Origin of the sequence: Spongiibacter taiwanensis (assembly GCF_023702635.1) — a bacterium.
Lineage (GTDB): Bacteria > Pseudomonadota > Gammaproteobacteria > Pseudomonadales > Spongiibacteraceae > Spongiibacter > Spongiibacter taiwanensis.
On the sequence record NZ_CP098455.1, the window covers coordinates 514,847 to 534,956 of the forward strand.

A 20,110-nucleotide genomic window follows, 5' to 3' on the forward strand; every position below is an offset into this window, starting at 1 on the left:
GCGAGATCACTCGCCGAGCGGGTTGAATCAGTATATTCACGCACTGACGCGGGACTGCACAACCGGTACGTTCTCAAATTGGCACGAGGACAGTGAAATTGAGACTTTCAGGGAATTGCTTTTGACGCTTCATCCAACAGCAATGACTCGTACTTCCATGAGACATTGGACCCGGCTTCTGTTGGCACTAGGCCTGTATTTGCTTTCGCCCTTAGCGCTGACACAACCCGATAACTCGGCAGTCGGGATTGTCATCAATCAATCGGTCTCCCAAAACAATTTAACGCTGCTAACCCTGCGATCCATCTTTTCCCAGCGCAAGCGCAGTTGGGATGACGGCACCCCTATCACCGTGGTCGTCCTCCCCGACGAGCACCCTGTGCACCGAAAATTTTGCCGAACCAAGCTGCAAATCTACCCTTACGTGCTGCGAGATCACTGGGATCGCCTGATGTTCAGCGGCACCGGTACCGCGCCCAGAGTGGCGAAATCGGAAGCCGAGCTAAAGACCATCGTCAGCACCACTCCCGGTGCAATCGGCTATCAGTCTGTTCCCGCTGGCGCTGACGACGAACTCCCCCTATCTACCCTCCCACAGCAAGGCCGCTCTGACACCACAGGGAGATCAGAATGAATTCAACAGGGTTTATGAAACGTAGCCTGATCATCGCTTCAGCTTGGCTAGCCACACCCGGCCTCGCCCTCACTATTGGCAATGATCTGCAAGTCCACGGATTTGCGTCGCAGGCATTTCTGAAAAGTGAGGGTAACAATATTTATGGCGATAGCCTTGATGGCTCCACCGACTTCATGGAAGCCGGACTCAATGCCAACTACCGGCACAGCAGCCGACTCTATGTCGCAGGGCAAGTTATCTCCCGTGACGCGGGCAATACCGACAACGGCGACATCAACCTCGACTACCTCTTTGCCGACTACAAGCTTGGCGAAAACGATCAGTCTGGCATTGGCGCCCGAATTGGTCGCGTACGCAACAGCTACGGTTTTTACAACGACACGCGGGATGTGGTTTTTACCCGCCCAACTATTCTGATGCCCCAGGCGGTGTACTTCGAGGGCAATGGGCTGCGGGAGTTTCTGTTTTCCAGCGACGGCCTCCAACTCTATGGCTACTGGGATGAAGCCGAGCATTCCACCAACTTCAGCTTCTCAGTGGGCAAGGACAAAAGCCTTCCCCAGGACTCCCTCGATATCATTACGGGAGGTTCGGGAATGTTCCGCAACGCGGAGATAAAAAATCCGGTCTATGCCCAGCTGTTGCACAGCCGCAATGGCGGGCAATCCCGCTATGCCCTGTCAACGCTCAACCTTACGCTCCGGGCAGATGGCGCCAGGTCGCCAATTCCCTCGGCCAGCATTGATGCCTCAGGGGTTGTGCTATCTGCTGAGCGCAACTTTCTCGACTGGGCCCTCACAGCCGAGTACAGTTTCGTCAGGGTTGAGGGCTACCTTGGCAGCACTCAAAACCAGGACGCCGAGTCCAAAACCTTTTATCTTCAGGCACGCCGACACCTGGCCAACAACCTGGTCGCGACCCTGCGCTACGAGCACGGCAGTTACGAGGACAAAGAACTTGGCAGTCTGAGTAATTCCAAACACTGGGTGGCAGGGCTGCAGTGGACCCCTGATATTTCCTGGCTATTGGCCCTCGATATTTACAGTATCAAAGGCGCTGGCGGTATCCCCGCTATCGATAACCGAGGGCGCGAAGAAGACAAACACACCACGCTGTTGGCCGCCATGATTGCGTACCGGTTCTAGGTCTGCCCCATGTCCCAACCGACGAAGCGAATTGTCAGCCTACAGCGCAAACTCAGCACAGCCATCTTTCTGGTGTTGATTATCGTGCTATGCACGCTGGAGTTCGCCAGTTTCCGTCGCAACATGGCGAATCATCGTGCGGTAATTCTGGAAAACCTCGAACGCGCAGACGACACCTTTCGCGCACTGATAGACCGCTCATACACCGAACTATTCCGTATTGCCGACAACTATGACATCCGCTCGAACAACGCCAAATCATTAAAGCGCTTAGCGCAACCATCACTGCTGGCGGGAATCGATTCCGTGCGCTTCTTTTCCGCCGACGGCCGCGACTTACTCAGCGAATCCAACCCACCAAAATTGACCCGCAGCACGCGCAGCGCGCTGGAACAAGTCGCAAAAAGCCAGCGGCCCACCGGCTTTGTCGACTGCAAGCAGCAATGCCTGCAACGGGCCTTTGTGCCAACTATTGCGGAAGACGGTAGCGAATTGATCGTTAACATCAATCGCAGCCCGAATATCGTGATGCAGGACTTCTTTAATCTGACCAATATGGATGTCGCCCTGCTGGCCAAAGAGATCGACAATGGCATCACTATTGAAACCATTCTACTTGCCAGTAATGCGGCAACCAGTCGCGACCGGATTTTGCCGCTACTGGAAAAAATCATCATAAAGGGCCCCCAGGAAAATCACTTTTTTGGCAAACTAAACACTCGCTACTTCAGCGCTAAACACTTCCCTCTCAACGGCGCAGTCTCCCCCGAAATCAGTGTCCTCATTCACGCACCGGAGACGGGCACCGAAGTACTGATCGAAAGCGAGTTCAAAGACACCGTCATCACCGTCTTGGTGACCCTGCTATTTTCGATGGCAGCGATAACACTAATACTGCGACCACCGCTGCAAAAGGTGCTGGGGCTAGCCAATTTGCTGCGCTTACTGCCCGAAAGTGAGTTTGCCAGTGCCCGAAGCCAGCTCGCCGAGATAGCAAAAAGCCGCCAGCACCGGGACGAAACTGACGTTTTGCGAGAGAGCATTGGCAGCGTGATAGGTGACCTCGAGCGCCTGAACGAAAAGAACAACGAGCAGCGGGAAAAACTGAAGCAAAAGATTTTTGAGCTGACTGAGGCAACTAAATTCAACGACATGTTGCTCGACGCCTCTCCTCTGGTGATCATCATTCATGAGTCGGACGGCACGATTCAAAGCATCAACGCGCTTGGCCGCGAAATGATCAACACCATCAACGACGACGGCCGCCCCGCCAATATCAACGACTGGGTACGAAACGACTTTCAACAACGCTCTTTGTCAGATGCCCTTGCCAACCTGATGCACGATGAGGGCAAGACCGTTCAGGGCGAGATGCCCCTGTTTGACCGCAACGGGCTGCGGGTTGAGATTCTGTGGGTTCACCGGGCAATCAGAGTGAAGGGACAACTGCGCATATTGTCGATGGGCATGGATGTCACTGAGCAGCATGAGGCGGTACGCAGCCTGCAGTGGCTGGGACGCCACGACCGCGTCACCGGTCTGCTTAATCGGTTGAGTTTCATTGACGAGGCCCAGAGCCACATTGTCCATGCTGGCGCGAACACGCAATTTGATATCGTCTTGATCGATATTGATGACTTTGCCCGCTTTAACGATCAGTTCGATTTTTCCACTGGCGATAAACTACTGCTGGAGTTGGCCCGCTACATCAGCATGATTCTACCCGAGGGTAGTTTGCTGGCTCGCAGCGGCTCAGGCGAGTTCATCGCACTCATTGAAGTGCAAAAGGAACTGGACGAAGCCGACTACCACAAAACTCTGGAGTCCCTCACCCGCTATACCATCGATACTACCGAGGGCAGTGAAAACGTCCATCTATCCGTCGTGCTGAACCATCTCCGCAGCCAGGCGGAAATGGCCATTGACCAACTGATCTCTGACACCACAGCGCTGATGCGCCGGGTGAAAAGCAAAGCACGCGGCCAAGTATTTGTCGCCACCGAAGAGCATATCGACCGGCTTTCCCGGCAGGAAAAATACCACATGAAGGACCTGATTCAGCAGGCCCTTGATGAAAACCGGCTACTGTTGTTTTATCAGCCCATCATCCACATTCATAATCAAGTGATCAGCCATTGCGAATGCTTGGTGCGCCTGCTGGACGAGGAAGGTCAGTTTATTCCGCCCTACAAATTCCTGGGCGTCGCCGCCGAAATTGGCCTGATGTCTCAGATTGATTTCGCCGTGATCGAAATGGCCATGCAGCAACAACGGCGATGGCAGGACAGTGGCGTGGACATCGGCCTGAGTATCAACTTGACCGCGCCGACCATGGAATTGCCCGACTTTGAAATTCACCTCAAACAGCTTATTGAAAAAACCGGCGCAGATCCCAGCAAGTTGATTTTTGAGGTCGTCGAAACCGACGCCCTCGATAGTATCCACGAGGCCAACACCCTGCTCAAAAATTTCCGCAAAATCGGCGCCCGGATTGCCCTGGACGACTTTGGCGTGGGCTTCACCTCCTTCGAGTATGTGCGCGAGTTACCGGTGGACTTCATCAAGATTGATCAGTCTTTTGTGCGCTTCATTCACGAGCGCCCCAACGACCAGGCGCTGGTGCGCTCAATGATAGAAATGAGCCACAGCCTGAACAAACAGGTTATTGTGGAGGGGGTAGAAACCCAGGAGGCCATGGAGATTGTTCGCAAACTGGGCGCCGAGTATGTTCAGGGCTACTTCATTTCTAAGCCAATGCCCCTCGACGCATTGAATCTGAACATGCCCCTGGGGCATCTTCTCAATCCAGACAGCGATAATCAGGACTGACTGCGCACTCTGGCCACCGCGTTTTTCCAGCCGTGGTAACGCCGCTCCCGGTCACTCTCTGCCATCTTTGGATTAAATGCCTTTTCGCTTTGCCAAAGGGCGGCAATTTCTTCCAGGTCGGCATACACACCCAAGTGAAGACCGGCCATATAAGCTGCCCCGAGGGCGGTTGTTTCGGTGACTTGGGGGCGTTCGCAGCAGCAGCCCAGCATGTCGGCTAAACGCTGCACCAGCCAGTCATTGATCACCATCCCACCATCAACACGAATGTCGTTGAAGTCGGCCCCGTCACCGCGCATGGCTTCAATCAGGTCGCGGGTTTGGTAACACACTGACTCCAAGGTAGCTCTGGCAATGTGAGCAGCGCTGCTGTCCCGGGTTAAGCCGAGAATCGCGCCGCGGGCATCCGGGTCCCAGTAGGGTGCGCCGAGTCCGGTAAACGCCGGCACCAGATAAACGCCGTCAGAACTGGTGACACTCTCCGCCAGTTGCTGGGTTTCTGCGGCTGATTTGATGAGTTGTAAACCGTCGCGCAGCCACTGCACCGCCGCACCGGCGACGAAAATGCTGCCCTCCAGGGCATAACACACCTTATCGTTAATTCGGTACGCGACGGTGGTCAGCAAGCGATTGCTCGACACCATCGCCTGGTCGCCGGTATTTAACACCAGAAAACAGCCGGTTCCGTAGGTGCTCTTGGCCATGCCCGGGGTAAAGCAGGCTTGGCCAACCGTCGCGGCTTGTTGGTCGCCAATCAGCGCAGCCACCGGCAGCGATGCGCCCAGGAGAGCGGCATCGGTGGTTCCAAAATCATCACAGGTATTTTTAACTTCGGGCAGAATCGCCCGGGGAATGCGCAGCAACTCGAGCAGTTCGTCATCCCATTGCTGGGTATGAATATTGAATAAGAGGGTACGTGATGCATTGGTGGCATCGGTCGCGTGGGATTGGCCGCCGGTCAGTCGCCACAACAAGAAGCTATCAACGGTACCGAATGCGAGCTCACCGGCCTCAGCGCGCTTGCGAGCGCCCGGCACATTGTCCAGCAGCCAAGCCAGTTTACTGCCGGTGAAATAGGGATCGAGCAGCAGGCCGGTACGCCGGGTGACCATTTGCTCCACCCCTTGCGCCTTCAGTTCCGCGCAGGCTTTCGCCGTGCGCCGATCCTGCCAGACAATCGCGGGATACACGGCTTTACCTGAATCGCGCTCCCACAACAGCGTCGTTTCGCGTTGATTGGTGATACCGATCCCGCTCAACTGGTCGGCACGCAGCCCCGCCGCATCGATTGCCGCCCGGCAACTGGCCACTGTTGTCTCCCAAATTTCCTCGGGATCATGTTCAACCCAGCCGTCGTGAGGATAGAACTGGGTAAATTCTTTCTGCCCTACCCCACAAATATTCCCACCGCGGTCAAAGACAATCGCCCGTGAACTGGTCGTGCCCTGATCAATTGCCAGCAAGTACTGTCCCATCGAAACTCCCCTGTAAAAGCGCTTTGGCAACAGACTACGATCTGCAAAATGTGGATACAAGCATTGGCGAGGGTCAAATTTGTCCGGGCCACAAAATTTCGATCAGAGCCGAATAACAAAGTCCTTGCCATTGCGTGGCTGGCCCAAAAAGTCGCGCAAACTTAAAAACAGCTCACTCCCCGGCGGTGGCGACAGGGTGATTTGCCCCCGCGTGCGTCCATCACCACTCACCGTGAGGCTACCTCGAACCCGGTTCGGATTATTCTCATCGATGCTCAAGCGCACGGCGCCACCACGACAGGACAACGCTGCCACGATTGCGCCGAGACTGTCGATGCCCGCAATATCACCGCGCAATCCGGCAATCCGCAGCTGACCATCCAGTGAGTTACAGCCCTGAGCGGCCAGCGTGGCAGAACTGAGTTTGAGCGAAAATTGTCCCTCGAATCCCATGCTCGGCAGGCCTGCCGCCGCCAGCAACGGACCAATTTCGCCTTCTACCGAGGAATCCGTCAAAACCAGTTGTTGTTCACCCGTCACCCCCAACAGGGCACTCGCCCGAACCGGGGTCTGGGTAGAGATCGCCAATGGCGCATGGCCGAACAATGCCCAGGGACGCAGATGCCAGGCGACACCACCAACGCTAAACTGTTGAAATCGTACTGAGTCGATATCGCCTTGCCACACGGTACCGGAAGCTGGTCCCAGCGCCAGTCCGGGAACCTGCCCCCGAATCGTGTCAAGCAACAGCCAAGCCGGTGCTTTGGCGACAAGCACCGCCACAAACATCCCCGCCGCCAACAAAATCAAAACCGCTTTTTTCACTCGGGCGCTCCCAACGTGACGCGCAGGGAGGCGGTGCCCGGCGTGGCTAATCGAGAGAGAGTCATATCATTTACGAGCAAACCACGACTGATGACCGTGTCGAGAAACTGCACGCAGGCATTGTAATCGCAACCGGCGATCCACACGTTGAAGCGACCACCCGATTGCGGTTCTATTCGATTGAAGGTGATGCCTTGCTCACGCCCGGCGCTGGTGATCAACTGCTGTGGCGAACCGACATTATTCGTTACGCCTCGCGGCGCCAGAGCCCGAATCTGCTCGGCGGCACCCAGCATCCACTCATAGGCCTGCTGCTTCTGTTGCGCCTTTTCTGCTGCCTGTGCCGCGCCGCTCAGGAGAGGTTGCCAAACCAGCAAATAAATAAACAAGGGCAGCGCCACGGCCGCGCCTATCGCAAGGGTGCGGCGCTCCTGCTCGGTGCGCCCGTCGAGCAATTTTTCAAAACGGCTCATTATTGTCCCTCCCCGCGCAATACCACCTGACCAACAATGGCCGCGGCTTCCTGATTAAAGGCACCCCGCTCAACATTGAAACCCTGGGCCGAAAGCGCGGCGACCCATTGGTCGAGCTGCTCAAAGCCCGGTGACGTTACCTGCACCTTCAACAGGGTCGGACGATGCTCAAAGGTCATCTGTTTGATGTCGATCTTTTGATTTTTGGTCGCCGAGGCCAGGCGCTCCAACCAGGGTAGCAGCTGGCTTTGCTCGCTACTGCCACCTTCCAGCGCCGCCAATTGCGTGCGCATCTGCGCCCGGGCATTCACTACCCGAGCACCCGGGAAAGTCTGCTGATACAGGGCATCCATCGCACGATCCAGCTGCTCCGCCCGAGAGTTCGCCGTGATGATCTGAACCCCCAACGCGGCCCAATGCACCAGCAAAACAGCCACCAGCAAAAGCAATGGCCAACGCAACAGCTGAAGTTCAGCGCTGCGCTGTTCCTTAATAGCGTAAGCACCACAGAGCAAGTTGAGATTCCATGGCGCAAAAACCTCGGCATAAACCTGCAGCCGCTGATTAAACGGGTTGCCCGGCCCCTCCGGCAGTTCGTAATCCGGTTGCCAGCCCGCTTCGGTAAACACTTGCAGGTCGTCGTGACTGGAAGGCACCTGATCGCCGGCGGCAATCTGCCACCACACCGGAAAATTTTCGCTATCGAGGGCGGCGCCACCCGCCGCAAGGTGTGCGCTGGCGCGCTGGCGATCAAGCACCAGCACATTGGCTGGTAACACCGCGAAATCCGGCAACATGGCGGTCACTTTCAGGCCGGCAGCGCACAACCATTCATGGCAGCGCGTCATCACATCCTTGTCAATTACCAATACATCGCAGGGCTGGTTCGCCCGAATTGGAGTGTGGGCGATGTGTACCTGATCGAGGTCCGTGCAGAGCCGCTCCTCGAGCTGGAATGGCAGGGCGGCCATGCCGACGCGACCCGCTTTGGGCAGCACAATGCGATGGTGACTCACCGCCTGGCCATTGATTAGCGCGTAACAAGCCACCCCGGCATATCGCTCCGCCAGAAAATCAAGCTTCTCCGGGGCCGAACTCCCTGAAGCCAGCTCTCGCCCATCATCCCACACCAACCAGTGAACGGGCTGATCGGGCAACAGGGGCAAATCAAGCAGTAATTTCTTTGTCAAAAGACCTCTCCATATTCTCGTGCATACGCTACCGCCTTACCGCCCTTGATCACAAACCGGGAGTACATTTTCAGCTGCCGCTGCTGATAAAAAATATCGGCTAGACCTCGGAAGTACTTCGACTGCACCGCCAGACCTTGCAGCAATTCCGTGCTGGGTTGCTGCTCAAGAGGCAAGGCTAACTCGCTGATGAAGGTAGCCACATCGGGCCAGCCGTCTTCCGGGCGCGCGTTAAGCACGGCTCTCACCTGCTCAACTGATACAGTGTTACCAATGGCTGCCGCCAACAGCGCAGCGTGCTCGGGCAGCAATGTGTTGATATTGATCGGTGTGTTGACCTCTGGCAGCGCACACAAAAACGGGCTCAGCGCCTGCCACTCGCCCTCTTCAAACTCCGCCAGTAAATTCATTTCACTCGGGCTGACCATTACCTGGTTCGGAGGCATGTAGGGAAAATCCTGATCCGAATAGTATAGATCTTCGGCGCCGTACACCCCTTCGGGGCCAAAATCCTCGTCGATCCAGTCGTTGACCCGGTCAGCGATAAAGTCGGCCCGCTCGGGCGACAGATCCAGGTTCAGCAGCAGGCCTCGCAACACCGTCAGCGAGGCTGGCTCGGTGATCACCGCACCCGGCTCCGCTTCGGTATTAACCTGGTACAAGTTGTTGACGTTGAAGCAGGCCTGCTGATCCTCAATATATCCAGCAATTGACCCGCCATCGATTGGGAACAAGGTATCTCGCCGCGCCCACACCTGAGACAAATTGATCGTCGCGTCCTCGACAGCATCTTTTAAGGCAAATTTAGCGATCTGCTCGCCACCCAGGGCATACCAGTAAGCCTGGTCCATCAGCCGCTGATTCAGCAATCGCTGACTGTTATAACGAACCGAGTCCACCAGACCCACTGCCAATACCGTCATCAACGCCACCATCAGGATGACCATGATGAGTGCGGCGCCGCCCTGCTTTCGCCCCGTGTGTCTCATTGGCCACTCTCTGGCAGCAATACATTCAGGCGCAGATCGGGCCAGATCTCGGTATCCATCGTGATTTGAATACCCGCGGGTTGCGGCGCCGACACCTGCGAGCTCGGCGGCCAGAAGGGCGACCACCGGTCGCCGCTGTAGAAATTCACCACAAAGCGTTTAACGTCGCGGATCAGGACCCGCCGCTGCCAGTCGGTGTTCGCGGTCGGATCAGCCACCGCCACACTGTAGCGAACCAGGGCATCGTCCTCGCGCTCGTAACGCACTCTTTCCAGGCTACTGAGCAGGGTTTGCCCCGGCAGAATGCGGCGGCCGTCGTGGACAAACTCTATTTCGCTGTCCTCGCCAATTTGCGCTCCCACGATGCGAGCGGCTAAGGGGTCACCCTGGACGTCTCGCGGAATTCGCGGTGCCAACTGCTCCAGGTCGCGGCGCAGGGTAAGCAATCCCAGGGCAACCTCCTCCAGGGCCTGTTGGCGCGCACCGATAGCATCCTCATTATTCACCGCCGCATTTAGCATCACGCTGGCGGCCGTGCCCAGCAGTGCCATAATGCCAATGGCAATCAGCAGCTCGACCAGCGTAAAGCCGGCCCGATGGCGCCAAGGGAAGAATTGTGAATTCCGCCGGGACATATGCTGCCTACTTCTCCAGGAAGGCGGAGCGACTGGCCAGAACGTCGCCCTGCTCTGACTGCAGAATAGTAATGTCGACCCGGCGCATATCGGGGTGGGGAGTATCTGAAATTTCCCGGCGCCAGAAGAATTCATAGCCCGCGAGGGACTGGCTGCCACTGTTGCGCGTCCCCTGTCCCTCCCGCAAAAAATCGACCAGGAGGTTGTGGGCCATTAGGTCCGCAAATTGCCGTTCCTCCAGGGCTGAGGTCGCGTCGGCGCTCTGGCCAAGACTCTTGGTCAAGGCTACCGCCGCAGTAGCGAAGATCATCAGTGCGACCAATACTTCCAGCAGGGTAAAGCCTTTGCTACGCGCCGAGGCCATCATGGCGAGGTCTCCAGACGCAGGGATTGATCGAACATCACGGACTCGGCGTCGTCGGCAAACAAACGCCATTCAAAGGGCGACACCTGACCGTCGCCGACAAATAAAATCTGGGGAGACTGGGCTTTGGCTTCGCTATCCTCACGCTCGACAGCAGCCGTTTTCAGAGGCTCGCCACCCACCAAAATGTCCGCCCGCACACCGTCTGCCAATTTAACCGGTTTGGCCAGCACCCCGGTGTCGATGGGCAGCCAACCCTCCTGCGTCAGAACCTGATACACGCCGCTCCGACCCTGCCACAGCAAGCCAAGACTGCGGCCGCTGAATACCGCCTCCGCCCGGGCTGCGCGCAAACTGGAGAGCAGTGAATAGCGCTGCTCGTTCAACAACGCCGCGCCATCTTTGCCAGGCAAGGTCAACGCCGCAACCCCACTGAGTAAGCCGACGATGAATATCACCACCAGCAGTTCAAGCAGTGAAAAACCTCGGACGTGTTGCCTCGGCTTATTCGGCCCAGTTAACAATATCACGGGCTAACTCGTCGCCGCCTTCTTCGCCGTCGGCACCGGTTGAATACAGGTCGTAGCGACCGTGCTCACCGGGTTGCAGGTACACATACGGATTGCCCCAGGGATCATCCGGCAAACGTTTAATGTAACCGTCGCTGCGATAGTTTTTGGGCTCGGGGCTACGATCTGGCTTGGTTACCAGTGCGGCAAGCCCCTGGTCGGTGCTGGGATACACGTGGTTATCTAACTTATACATATCCAGCGCCTGCTCCAGCACGGCAATATCTGCCCGGGCCTTTTCCACCATGGCGCGGTCCTGGTTTTGTAGAACATTGGGCGCAACAACGGCTACCAACAGGCCCAGGATCACAATAACCACCATGATTTCCAACAGGGTAAAACCCTTCTCCGATGGGCGTTGATTCTGCACGGGATACCTCCTAAAACTGGGTCAAATTATTCAGTTGCAACATTGGCAGCAGAATAGCCAAAACAATCGATAGTACAACCAGGCCGAGCACCACGATCAACAGCGGCTCAAACAGGCTTACGAACATCTGAACCCGCGCCTGTAACTCGCGCTCCAGGTTCGCCGCCGCGCGTTGGGTCATGTCTTCCAGCTCACCGCTGGCCTCGCCATTGGCGATCATATAAATCGCCATTGGCGGTAACAGATCCTCTTCCTGCAAGCAGCGGCTAAAACTATTGCCCTCCCTCACCTGCTCCCTCACCCGCTCCATACTTTGTTTCAGGTGACTGTTACTCAGGGTATTGCAAGAGACCTTCAAGGTTTCCAGAAACGGCACGCCAGATGAAAGCAATATGGCGAGGGTGCGAAGCATGCGGGCGGCATCCAGTTCCAATTGCAGCGCGCCCCACAGAGGCAGCCGCAGGGCGGCGCGGTCGGCTTGCAGGCGGCGACCCGGATCTCTGAGCCACCATTTAACACCCACCACCAACCCAAGCACCGCGATCACGATATAGACCCAGTAGGCGGCCAAGCCGTCGCTGATGCTAATCAACACCCGGGTCAGCAGAGGCAGCGCTTCGCCGTAATGGTCAAACTGGGCGGTCACCTTGGGCACCACGTAGATCATCAGGGCCGCGATGACACAGATCGCCACCAGGCACAGCACTACCGGATAAAGGGCAGCCTGAACGATAACACCGCGCAACTTTTGGCTGTCCTCGGTGTATTCGGCCAACTGGTTGAGCACCAGCGCCAGATCGCCGGACTTCTCCCCCGAGCTGACCAGTGCCCGAAACACGGGATTGAACACGCCAGGATGATCCTCTAGCCCATCGGCCAGGGAGTGTCCCTCAAGCACCCGGGAGCGCAGATCCAGAATGATGCGTTTAAGGGAATTTTTACGACAGTGTTTGGCCGTTGCGGCCAGGGACTCTTCGACTGGAATACCAGACTGGATCAGGGTAGCCAAATGGCGAACGAACAAGGCCAGGTCTGCCACACCAATACGTGCACCGCCGAAGCGACGTGCACCACCGGCGGCCTTTTCCCGGGTCTGCTTCACTTCAATTGGAAACAGCTTCTTTTCGCGCAGCATCTGCCGCGCCTGACGACCGGAATCCGCCTCGATCATTCCCTTGCAATTCGCGCCCGCGGCATCCAGCGCACGATACTCATACGCTGGCATCGGTGCCCTCGCGAACACTGCGTAGCAGTTCATCAATGCTGGTTTTCCCTTCCAGCACGAGGCGGCGCCCCTCCGACATCAGCGAATGCATATTGCCGCCTAAATAGCGGAGGATGTCATTCTCCCCCGCTTTATTATGAATCATGTCGGCCACTTCCCGATCAACAACCAGCAACTCGTAAACCCCTTGTCGGCCCCGATAGCCGGTGTGCTGGCATTCCTCACAACCGGTGGCGACAAAGGCTTGCTGGCCTTCAATGCTCGGATCACCCAACAGGCGCGCTTCTGCCCGATCCAACGAGTGGGGCTGGCGGCAATGGGTGCACAGACGGCGCACCAGACGCTGAGCGAGCACACCTTTTAAGCTGGAGGCAATCAGATAGGGTTCAACACCAATATCCACCAAACGGGTGATCGCGCCAACGGCCGTGTTGGTATGCAGGGTCGACAGCACCATATGACCCGTTAACGAGGCTTGTACCGCTATTTCTGCGGTTTCCTGGTCACGAATCTCACCCACCATCACTACATCTGGATCCTGGCGCAAAATCGCCCGCAACCCGCGCGCAAAGGTCATACCGACCTTGGCATGCACCTGAGTCTGGCCAATGCCCTCAATGTCATATTCCACGGGGTCTTCCACCGTAAGAATATTGCGACGGCGGTCGTTCAGGGCCATCAAGCCGGCGTAAAGGGTGGTGGTTTTTCCCGAGCCGGTGGGACCGGTCACCAGAATGATGCCATTGGGCTGGTGCAACAGGTCCTTCAGTGTGGCCAGCTGCTGTTCTGGCATACCCAGATGATTCAGATCAATCCGCGCTGCCTGCTTGTCGAGCAAACGCATCACCACCCGCTCGCCATAGTTCGACGGAATGGTCGACACCCGAATATCCACCGAGCGACCGGCAATTCGCAGCGACACCCGGCCATCCTGCGGCACCCGCTTTTCGGCAATATCCAATCTCGACATAACTTTGATGCGCGACACCAACAGGGGCGCTAGACGGCGATTGGGTGTCAGCACTTCTTGCAGAATACCGTCTACCCGCAAACGCACCGACATGGATTTTTCATAGGTTTCAATATGAATATCCGAAGCATCACGCTTCAGGGCCTCGCCGAACAATGCGTTGATCAAGCGAATGACCGGTGCATCGTCCTGGGCGTCCAGCAGGTCCTGGGAGTCGGGAATCTCCTCGGCCAGTCGGTCCAGGTCTACCTCGTTAGAGATATCACCAATGGCCGACATGGCATCGCCTTGCTGACGCTGAAAGCTGTCGTTGATCTGCTCTTTGAGGGCCTCTTCCTCACACATCACCAGGGAAACCTTGCGCGGCACCAGGCTGCGCTTGACCTCGGCGATGGCCTGGGGGGGCGTGCTCAGACAGCACAGCAGTTGCAGCCCGTCGCGCTCTCCATCAACGACCAATACCCGATTAGATCGGGCAAAGGCATAACTCAAGCCTGCCGACATATCAGTCCACCGACTCCGGCAAGGACGACGCCGGAATCACTCCGTCGTCTTCGCCCTCGGTTTTCCCCTCGCGCTTGAGCTGCTCTTGCTTTTTCATCACCGCATCCTCAGAGGGCGACAGCGGATTGGGGATCTGCTCCAGGGGAATCGTTCCCGGCTTTGTCGGTTCCAGTCCCGTCCAGGCCGGCAGCACCGCCATCTCGGTAAAGGGATAAAGGCTGATGCCAGATTCCTTCTTCAGCAATTGCTCGGCCCGGATATAGTTGTATTTGCGGCCGCTCAGCTCAGACAAGGTGGCTTGATCGCGAATAATGGTCGGCCGGATAAATACCATCAGGTTGCGCTTCACAATATTGGTGTTGTCCGCTCGGAACAACCGCCCCAAGAGCGGGATATCACCCAGCACCGGCACCCGGGCAGAGTTCTCATCGACCTGATCGTCAATCAGACCTCCAAGCACAATCGTCGCGCCATCGTTAACCAGCACCGCTGTTTTAATCGTCCGTTTGTTGGTGATGACATCGGCGGCAATATTGCTATTGCTGAGGGATGAAACCTCCTGCTCAATCGCCAACTGAACCGCGTCGCCATCGTTGATCTGTGGTGTCACCAGGAGTTTTACCCCGATTTCCTGACGACTGATGGTCTGGAAGGGGTTGGTGTTAGTGGAACTGGCCGTCGACCCGGTAACAACGGGAATCTCCTGCCCCACCAGAATTGACGCTTCTTCGTTGTCCAGGGTCAGCAGACTCGGCGTGGACAGAATGTTGCTTTGGGAGTCACTGGACAGCGCCGTCAGCAGCGCAGCAAAACTGAACGCGTCGTCAGCAATTTTGCCAACACCGAAAGCCGCCCCACGCAGTGAACTCGCCGCAGTGGCCGCGGCCTCTTCTCCGGCCAGCAGGCTGACAATACCAGGGGTGTTGGTGGTGCCAGAGCCGCCGCCACCAAAATTGATGCCACCCACCGGCTGACTGCCATCATCGGTACCGCGAAACAGCCACTGTACCCCCAGCTCCTTCGCGCGATTATTGCTGACTTCGATAATAATGGCTTCAACCAACACCTGGGCACGACGAATATCCAGATCGCCGATCACCTGATTCAGATTGGAAATAATGTGGGGACTACCCGATAGCACGATCGAATTGGTCTGCTCGTGGGCCTCAATATTGATCGCCGTCGGCGCCGCCCCTGCCGCGGTCCGGCCAGCGGCTTCATCCTCTTTAACAATGGTATCGCTGATGCTCTGCAGTACCGGCACCAGATCTTTGGCCTTGGCATACTTCAAGTACACCACTTTGATGTTCGATTGGGAGCTCACTTCGCTATCAAGATCGGCGACCAGACGGCGCAAATAGGCGCGGGATTCATCGTCACCAAACAAAATCAGATTATTGGTCCGCGAATCCGCTGCCACCACCGGCTTGGAGGCACCGCGCTTGCGGGTCTGCTGGGAAAGCACTTTGTTAATCACCCGCTCCACCTCCTCCGCGGAGGAATTACGCAGGGTGACAGTCTCCATCAACTGGGAATCCACCGAGTTAATGGAGTCAATAATCGACATCAATCGGCGAACGTTAGATTCCCGGTCGGTAATCAGTACGATATTCGACTCAGCGTAACTGGTGATCACCCCCACTTTGTTATCTACCAGAGGCCGCAGAGATTTCACCAGTTCATCCGCGTCAGCGTTATCGACATGGGCAATACGGGTAACAATGGACTCACTCCGCCCCAGGGAGGCGCGACTGCCTTGCACCTCAACCCCTTCAATCTTGGCGGCCTGATTGGGAATGACTTTGAGAATGCCATCACCCACTTCGACCGCCGAGTACCCTTCCACACCCAGCTGCAGCAGAAACACTTGGTAGAGCTCTTCAGCATCAAGCTTGCGGTGACTTTGAATAGTGATTTTTCCCTTTACCCGACTGTCCACCACAATGGTTTTGCCGGTCTGTTTGGCCACCGTGTCAATGAAGTCGGAAATATCGACATTCTGCATATCCAGCTCATAGCGTTCCTGGGAAATGGCAGACAGGGGCAACAACAAGGACAGGCACAGCGCCAGGTAAATCAGTTTCATAGGTTAAGTCTTTTGGTCAGTATCGCGTCGCCGCGTTTAACCAACAGCTCAAAACTGCTGGTCTCTTCCATCATCTTAAGTAGTTCGGGGGTCGAGGCATCAACAAGGGATTGGCCATTTACCGACAGCAAGATATCCCCGGCCTTCACATCGAGCAGTTCAAATAGCCGTTTATCTCGACCTGGCGCCAGAGAATACCCCACCATTTGGCCGTTTTCCTTCACTGGCGAAACCGAGAAGAAGCGCGCCAACTTCAAGGGGCTTTTCTGTACCGTATCCCGGGGATCGCCAATCAGCTCCCGAATTTCCGGCCGGTCGATATCCAGATTTTCGTCACCAGATTGCACTGGAGCGCTACTCGCATTAACCCCGGAGACTTGGGGCCGTTTGTCCAGCTCTAACTTTTCTCGGCGGCGATTGTTCTCAATCAACACATAGTCGCTCAACACGGCCAGCAACTTAACATCGCCTGGAACCTCAATTTTCTCGCCGACCGCGTAAGCGCGAGTTTTACCGCCATACTGCAGCACGGCTATCCCCGCGTCCCCACCGCCAGCAACCAGACCCAGGACCTTGATTTTCAGCGCCGAAACTTTCACATCCTCTGCGGCCAAGTCGGCAGTGGGGTTCTCGCTTGCGGGCTTGATACCAAACAGAGGCACCGCCAGCAGCGCCTGCACGTTAACATCGGCACTATCGCTGGTGACGGCCGGCAGCGCAGCGGAAGACGACGCCACTTGCGGTAACGGCGGCTCCCGGAACAGGGCGACCACTTGCCAGGTCAGTTCTGCCAGCAAGTAAATCAACAGGCCGGCAAGCGCGAAGGTAAGCGGCTTTAACAACCGAGGCTGCAGCAGTTTTGTCAGTTGTGATGCGCTTTCCACAATGATTCCATTTTTCCACTATTCGGCGTGTTCGGGGGCATCGCGACAGCCAGGGAACCGGCATGCCGCGCCCAACAATCCAGCGCAGGAGGCCGCCATGGTAGAAAAGCCCCATGACGTTAATATTACAAAAAACGGCCCGCGCCGGTCTTTTGTTACAACACCCGCTATAAACAAAACCGGGCTAATGCAAGGTCAAGCGGCTGTCAGACCAATAGAGGTGGTACTCCCTACTCCCACCTTTACCGCAGACCGGCGTAGGCCGCTGGTAGATTATTTGAAGACGCAGTGCTTGGTAAAATCGCCGGCTTCGTTGGCGGACCAATCGCCTTTGGGCTTCTCTTTCATTGCCTCACACCATGCTTCGCTGCCGACTTCCGGGGCGCAAGCTCCCAGCATCAGCATTGCCAGCAGCAATCCCCCAACCTGAATTATTCTCATGATGTTATTCCCAATGCAGTTAAGAAAACCCCAAGAGTGTACCAGAGCCCCGCTACGCGGACAGCACTGCCCCACGCTTTTACCTGAAAAATCAGCTACCTGACAAAACAGCGGCCGGCCTCAGCCCAAACCAGCGCGGCGCCACCGACCAAACCAGGGAAATAGGCCGAACTAGAAGGCCAGTAACAGCACAAGATCTTGTTGATTACGAACCAGGGTCACCGTCAGCTGCTGGGCATCGTCGAGATTCTGATAAATATCGCTGATGGACTCACGGGCCGACAACGGGGTGCCGTTAACCGCAAGCACCTGATCCCCAGCCTGCAGCGGCAGCTCAGAGAACAGGCGCCGATCCTTTCCTGGAAACACAAAGAAGCGGCGCTGGCCGTTTTCGCCCTGTTTGATATCCACCTCTATCTGGCCGATCAACGATAAGGGCTTGTTAAAAAGCCGCGAGCGGTAATCCCGCACCAGTGCGCGCAGACTGGCATTGTCCCGAAGATCGACAATCGATGGCGGGCGGACTCTGTCGGGAGCGGCCAGATCCGAAGGCAACGTCAACACTTTGACGCCAATTGACAATTTCAGCAGGTCGTAGCCACCACACAGGTCGAGCAACACACCATCTTCCAGCATGGCGGCCACCGACACGCAGGGCGGCAGCAGGGTCTCTCCAACGCGAGCGGTTTCCGGGCGGCCATTGACTTCAAGGGTGGCTATCCCGCCCTCTCCGTCTTCGCCCAGCGCCAGCAGCGCCACCGAGACACCAACCTCAGGGTCCTCACCAAACCACTCTGCATTGTCGGCATTAAAAATGCGCGCCTCTTCCAGCTCGGCCTGGCTCAGCGGCCTGCGGGCAAGCTCCACCTGCGTGACCAGCACCAGCAGGCCGACCAGAGCGGCGGCAAATACCACCGCAAATATCCATCGATACATCGGGACCAGATCTCATCTACCTCAGCTTGCAGTTTATCCAAGTCCTGCGCGCTGATATATACTGCGCCCTTCGGAAAACCGGCCAACACAAGCACTCAGTCTTTGCGATCAATTATGCGAATTCACCTTGCCCCGATGGAGGGCGTCGTCAATGCGCGCATGCGCGCCCTCATTACCGCTGTTGGCGGTGTAGATCGCTGCGTAACCGAATTTGTTCGGGTGTCGGACCAACTACTGCCCGCCCGGGTATTCCATCGCTTATGTCCCGAACTGAAGGACCAGGGTCTGACACCCAGCGGCATCCCGGTTTACGTTCAGTTGTTAGGCAGCGACCCGGCGCTCATGGGCGAGAATGCCCACCGGGCCGCAACACTGGGCGCACCGGGCATCGATATTAATTTTGGCTGTCCGGCAAAATGCGTGAATCGGCACCGCGGCGGAGCGGTTCTGCTGGATGAGCCAGCCCTTCTCCATCAGATCGTCAACCAGGTACGCCGGGCCGTCGACCCCGCCATTCCCGTCACCGCGAAGATTCGCCTTGGTTATCGAGACACCGGACGGCTCGGGGAGATCGTCGACGCCATCGTCTCGGCTGGGGCAAATGAGCTCACTATTCACGCGCGCACCAAGGAAGACGGCTACAAACCGCCCGCACACTGGCAGCATATCGCCCCCCTAAAACAGCGCCACTCGCTACCCATCTACGCCAACGGCGAAATCTGGCAAGTGTCGGACTATCAAGCCTGCGTGATTCAGAGTCAGTGCGAGGATGTCATGCTAGGGCGAGGATTGCTGGCCCAACCGGACCTGGCCCTGCAAATCAAGACCGCCATCTCGGGCACCCATTACCTGCCGATGGCATGGCAAGCAGTGCTGCAGTTACTCATATTCCTGTTTGAGGACAGCTTGATTACCTGCCAACCGCGTCACGTGGGCGGCCCGGTTAAGCAGTGGCTTGGGTATCTGCGCAGAACCTACCCCGAGGCCGGGCAATTATTCAGCACAATCAAGCGGCTCACCTCGCCGGAGGACCTGCACAGCGCGCTGCAGCAGCATCGACGCGATGTCGCTATCGCCGCCTGACGCAGGCAATTCTCAGCCACCTGCAACGCGCCAACAGGGTGTAAATACCATCAGGTGCTGCGGCGCTCAAGGGTAAGGTAGTGCAGCAACATGCCAGCCACCAGGGCAGCGGCGAAGATAAAGAAGGGGGCCTGCCCGGTTAACAAGGCAACCAGGGCCGGCGCCGGGCACAAGCCGCTGACACCCCAGCCAATCCCGAACAAGACTGCACCCGCCAACAGTTTGCCGTCAACTTCCTTCAGGGTGGGCAACGCAAAGGCATCGGCAAACCGCGGCTTGCTCCCCTTGAATAGCAGCCAAAATCCCGGGGTGGTGATCAGCAACCCCCCACCCATGACAAAGGCCAGGCTCGGATCCCATTGCCCTGCCAAATCGAGAAAATTCTGCACCTTGGCCGGGTTACCCATTCCAGAAATTGCGATGCCACCACCAAACAAGGCGCCAGCCAACAGCACGATCAACAAATGCATAAAGTTTTTC

The 20,110-nt window shown here is 56.8% G+C and carries 20 protein-coding genes; 4 read left to right on the forward strand and 16 right to left on the reverse strand.

The window, feature by feature from the left end:
* Positions 1 to 157: 157 nt before the first annotated feature.
* From NCG89_RS02560 to NCG89_RS02570, 3 genes are read left to right on the forward strand one after another with little or no spacing between them, the layout of a single operon-like run.
* Positions 158 to 634 (forward strand): hypothetical protein, encoded by a 477-nt coding sequence (locus NCG89_RS02560; protein ID WP_251088208.1) that lies wholly within the window; start codon positions 158 to 160, stop codon positions 632 to 634.
* Complete coding sequence (locus NCG89_RS02565) at positions 631 to 1,782, forward strand: hypothetical protein (RefSeq protein ID WP_251088209.1); 1,152 nt, start codon at positions 631 to 633, stop codon at positions 1,780 to 1,782. The genes NCG89_RS02560 and NCG89_RS02565 overlap by 4 nt, the downstream gene beginning before the upstream one ends.
* Before the next feature lie 9 nt (positions 1,783 to 1,791).
* The gene (locus NCG89_RS02570) at positions 1,792 to 4,611 is read left to right on the forward strand and encodes a putative bifunctional diguanylate cyclase/phosphodiesterase (protein WP_251088210.1); all 2,820 of its coding nucleotides are present in this window, start codon (positions 1,792 to 1,794) and stop codon (positions 4,609 to 4,611) included.
* Here NCG89_RS02570 and glpK read toward each other — a convergent pair.
* From glpK to NCG89_RS02645, 15 genes are all read right to left on the reverse strand, one after another.
* Positions 4,602 to 6,086, reverse strand: a complete 1,485-nt coding sequence (gene glpK, locus NCG89_RS02575) for a glycerol kinase GlpK (RefSeq protein WP_251088211.1) — start codon at positions 6,084 to 6,086, stop codon at positions 4,602 to 4,604. The genes NCG89_RS02570 and glpK overlap by 10 nt on opposite strands.
* 102 nt (positions 6,087 to 6,188) lie before the next feature.
* Complete coding sequence (gene gspN / locus NCG89_RS02580) at positions 6,189 to 6,911, reverse strand: type II secretion system protein N (RefSeq protein WP_251088212.1); 723 nt, start codon at positions 6,909 to 6,911, stop codon at positions 6,189 to 6,191.
* The gene (locus tag NCG89_RS02585) at positions 6,908 to 7,384 is read right to left on the reverse strand and encodes a type II secretion system protein M (protein ID WP_251088213.1); all 477 of its coding nucleotides are present in this window, start codon (positions 7,382 to 7,384) and stop codon (positions 6,908 to 6,910) included. The genes gspN and NCG89_RS02585 overlap by 4 nt, the downstream gene beginning before the upstream one ends.
* On the reverse strand, positions 7,384 to 8,574 hold the full coding sequence (gspL, locus tag NCG89_RS02590; RefSeq protein ID WP_251088214.1) for a type II secretion system protein GspL: 1,191 nt from the start codon (positions 8,572 to 8,574) through the stop codon (positions 7,384 to 7,386). The genes NCG89_RS02585 and gspL overlap by 1 nt, the downstream gene beginning before the upstream one ends.
* Positions 8,571 to 9,563 carry a type II secretion system minor pseudopilin GspK gene (gene gspK, locus NCG89_RS02595; RefSeq protein WP_251088215.1) on the reverse strand — a complete coding sequence of 331 codons (993 nt, stop codon included), beginning with the start codon at positions 9,561 to 9,563 and terminating at the stop codon, positions 8,571 to 8,573. Before gspK ends, gspL begins: the two co-directional genes overlap by 4 nt.
* Positions 9,560 to 10,198: a type II secretion system minor pseudopilin GspJ gene (gene gspJ / locus NCG89_RS02600; RefSeq protein WP_251088216.1), complete on the reverse strand. Its 639-nt coding sequence runs from the start codon at positions 10,196 to 10,198 to the stop codon at positions 9,560 to 9,562. The genes gspK and gspJ overlap by 4 nt, the downstream gene beginning before the upstream one ends.
* A gap of 7 nt (positions 10,199 to 10,205) precedes the next feature.
* Positions 10,206 to 10,565, reverse strand: a complete 360-nt coding sequence (gene gspI, locus NCG89_RS02605; protein WP_251088217.1) for a type II secretion system minor pseudopilin GspI — start codon at positions 10,563 to 10,565, stop codon at positions 10,206 to 10,208.
* Complete coding sequence (gene gspH, locus NCG89_RS02610; RefSeq protein ID WP_251088218.1) at positions 10,562 to 11,092, reverse strand: type II secretion system minor pseudopilin GspH; 531 nt, start codon at positions 11,090 to 11,092, stop codon at positions 10,562 to 10,564. Before gspH ends, gspI begins: the two co-directional genes overlap by 4 nt.
* Complete coding sequence (gene gspG / locus NCG89_RS02615) at positions 11,067 to 11,453, reverse strand: type II secretion system major pseudopilin GspG (RefSeq protein WP_251089329.1); 387 nt, start codon at positions 11,451 to 11,453, stop codon at positions 11,067 to 11,069. Before gspG ends, gspH begins: the two co-directional genes overlap by 26 nt.
* Positions 11,454 to 11,511: 58 nt before the next feature.
* The gene (gene gspF / locus NCG89_RS02620; RefSeq protein WP_251088219.1) at positions 11,512 to 12,726 is read right to left on the reverse strand and encodes a type II secretion system inner membrane protein GspF; all 1,215 of its coding nucleotides are present in this window, start codon (positions 12,724 to 12,726) and stop codon (positions 11,512 to 11,514) included.
* Positions 12,713 to 14,200: a type II secretion system ATPase GspE gene (gspE, locus tag NCG89_RS02625; RefSeq protein WP_251088220.1), complete on the reverse strand. Its 1,488-nt coding sequence runs from the start codon at positions 14,198 to 14,200 to the stop codon at positions 12,713 to 12,715. Before gspE ends, gspF begins: the two co-directional genes overlap by 14 nt.
* 1 nt (position 14,201) lies before the next feature.
* Positions 14,202 to 16,286: a type II secretion system secretin GspD gene (gene gspD / locus NCG89_RS02630; RefSeq protein WP_251088221.1), complete on the reverse strand. Its 2,085-nt coding sequence runs from the start codon at positions 16,284 to 16,286 to the stop codon at positions 14,202 to 14,204.
* Positions 16,283 to 17,170 carry a type II secretion system protein N gene (locus NCG89_RS02635; RefSeq protein ID WP_251088222.1) on the reverse strand — a complete coding sequence of 296 codons (888 nt, stop codon included), beginning with the start codon at positions 17,168 to 17,170 and terminating at the stop codon, positions 16,283 to 16,285. Before NCG89_RS02635 ends, gspD begins: the two co-directional genes overlap by 4 nt.
* A 273-nt stretch (positions 17,171 to 17,443) precedes the next feature.
* Positions 17,444 to 17,611 (reverse strand): DUF3012 domain-containing protein, encoded by a 168-nt coding sequence (locus NCG89_RS02640; RefSeq protein ID WP_251088223.1) that lies wholly within the window; start codon positions 17,609 to 17,611, stop codon positions 17,444 to 17,446.
* Between the two features lie 171 nt (positions 17,612 to 17,782).
* Positions 17,783 to 18,547: a hypothetical protein gene (locus NCG89_RS02645; RefSeq protein ID WP_251088224.1), complete on the reverse strand. Its 765-nt coding sequence runs from the start codon at positions 18,545 to 18,547 to the stop codon at positions 17,783 to 17,785.
* Positions 18,548 to 18,661: 114 nt separating this feature from the next.
* Between NCG89_RS02645 and NCG89_RS02650 the strand changes: the two genes are divergently transcribed.
* Positions 18,662 to 19,630, forward strand: coding sequence for a tRNA dihydrouridine synthase (locus NCG89_RS02650; protein WP_251088225.1), 969 nt, complete (start codon positions 18,662 to 18,664; stop codon positions 19,628 to 19,630).
* A gap of 50 nt (positions 19,631 to 19,680) precedes the next feature.
* Here NCG89_RS02650 and NCG89_RS02655 read toward each other — a convergent pair whose 3' ends face one another.
* Positions 19,681 to 20,100, reverse strand: a complete 420-nt coding sequence (locus tag NCG89_RS02655; protein ID WP_251088226.1) for a DUF6691 family protein — start codon at positions 20,098 to 20,100, stop codon at positions 19,681 to 19,683.
* Positions 20,101 to 20,110: the final 10 nt, after the last annotated feature.

Coding starts and splice junctions, on each gene's coding strand:
- NCG89_RS02560 (WP_251088208.1), top strand. CDS start 158: ATGAGACATTGGACCCGGCTTCTGTTGGCACTAGGCCTGTATTTGCTT.
- NCG89_RS02565 (WP_251088209.1), top strand. CDS start 631: ATGAATTCAACAGGGTTTATGAAACGTAGCCTGATCATCGCTTCAGCT.
- NCG89_RS02570 (WP_251088210.1), top strand. CDS start 1,792: ATGTCCCAACCGACGAAGCGAATTGTCAGCCTACAGCGCAAACTCAGC.
- glpK (WP_251088211.1), bottom strand. CDS start 6,086: ATGGGACAGTACTTGCTGGCAATTGATCAGGGCACGACCAGTTCACGG.
- NCG89_RS02585 (WP_251088213.1), bottom strand. CDS start 7,384: ATGAGCCGTTTTGAAAAATTGCTCGACGGGCGCACCGAGCAGGAGCGC.
- gspK (WP_251088215.1), bottom strand. CDS start 9,563: ATGAGACACACGGGGCGAAAGCAGGGCGGCGCCGCACTCATCATGGTC.
- gspJ (WP_251088216.1), bottom strand. CDS start 10,198: ATGTCCCGGCGGAATTCACAATTCTTCCCTTGGCGCCATCGGGCCGGC.
- gspI (WP_251088217.1), bottom strand. CDS start 10,565: ATGATGGCCTCGGCGCGTAGCAAAGGCTTTACCCTGCTGGAAGTATTG.
- gspG (WP_251089329.1), bottom strand. CDS start 11,453: ATGGTGGTTATTGTGATCCTGGGCCTGTTGGTAGCCGTTGTTGCGCCC.
- gspF (WP_251088219.1), bottom strand. CDS start 12,726: ATGCCAGCGTATGAGTATCGTGCGCTGGATGCCGCGGGCGCGAATTGC.
- gspE (WP_251088220.1), bottom strand. CDS start 14,200: ATGTCGGCAGGCTTGAGTTATGCCTTTGCCCGATCTAATCGGGTATTG.
- gspD (WP_251088221.1), bottom strand. CDS start 16,286: ATGAAACTGATTTACCTGGCGCTGTGCCTGTCCTTGTTGTTGCCCCTG.
- NCG89_RS02640 (WP_251088223.1), bottom strand. CDS start 17,611: ATGAGAATAATTCAGGTTGGGGGATTGCTGCTGGCAATGCTGATGCTG.
- NCG89_RS02645 (WP_251088224.1), bottom strand. CDS start 18,547: ATGTATCGATGGATATTTGCGGTGGTATTTGCCGCCGCTCTGGTCGGC.
- NCG89_RS02650 (WP_251088225.1), top strand. CDS start 18,662: ATGCGAATTCACCTTGCCCCGATGGAGGGCGTCGTCAATGCGCGCATG.
- NCG89_RS02655 (WP_251088226.1), bottom strand. CDS start 20,100: ATGCATTTGTTGATCGTGCTGTTGGCTGGCGCCTTGTTTGGTGGTGGC.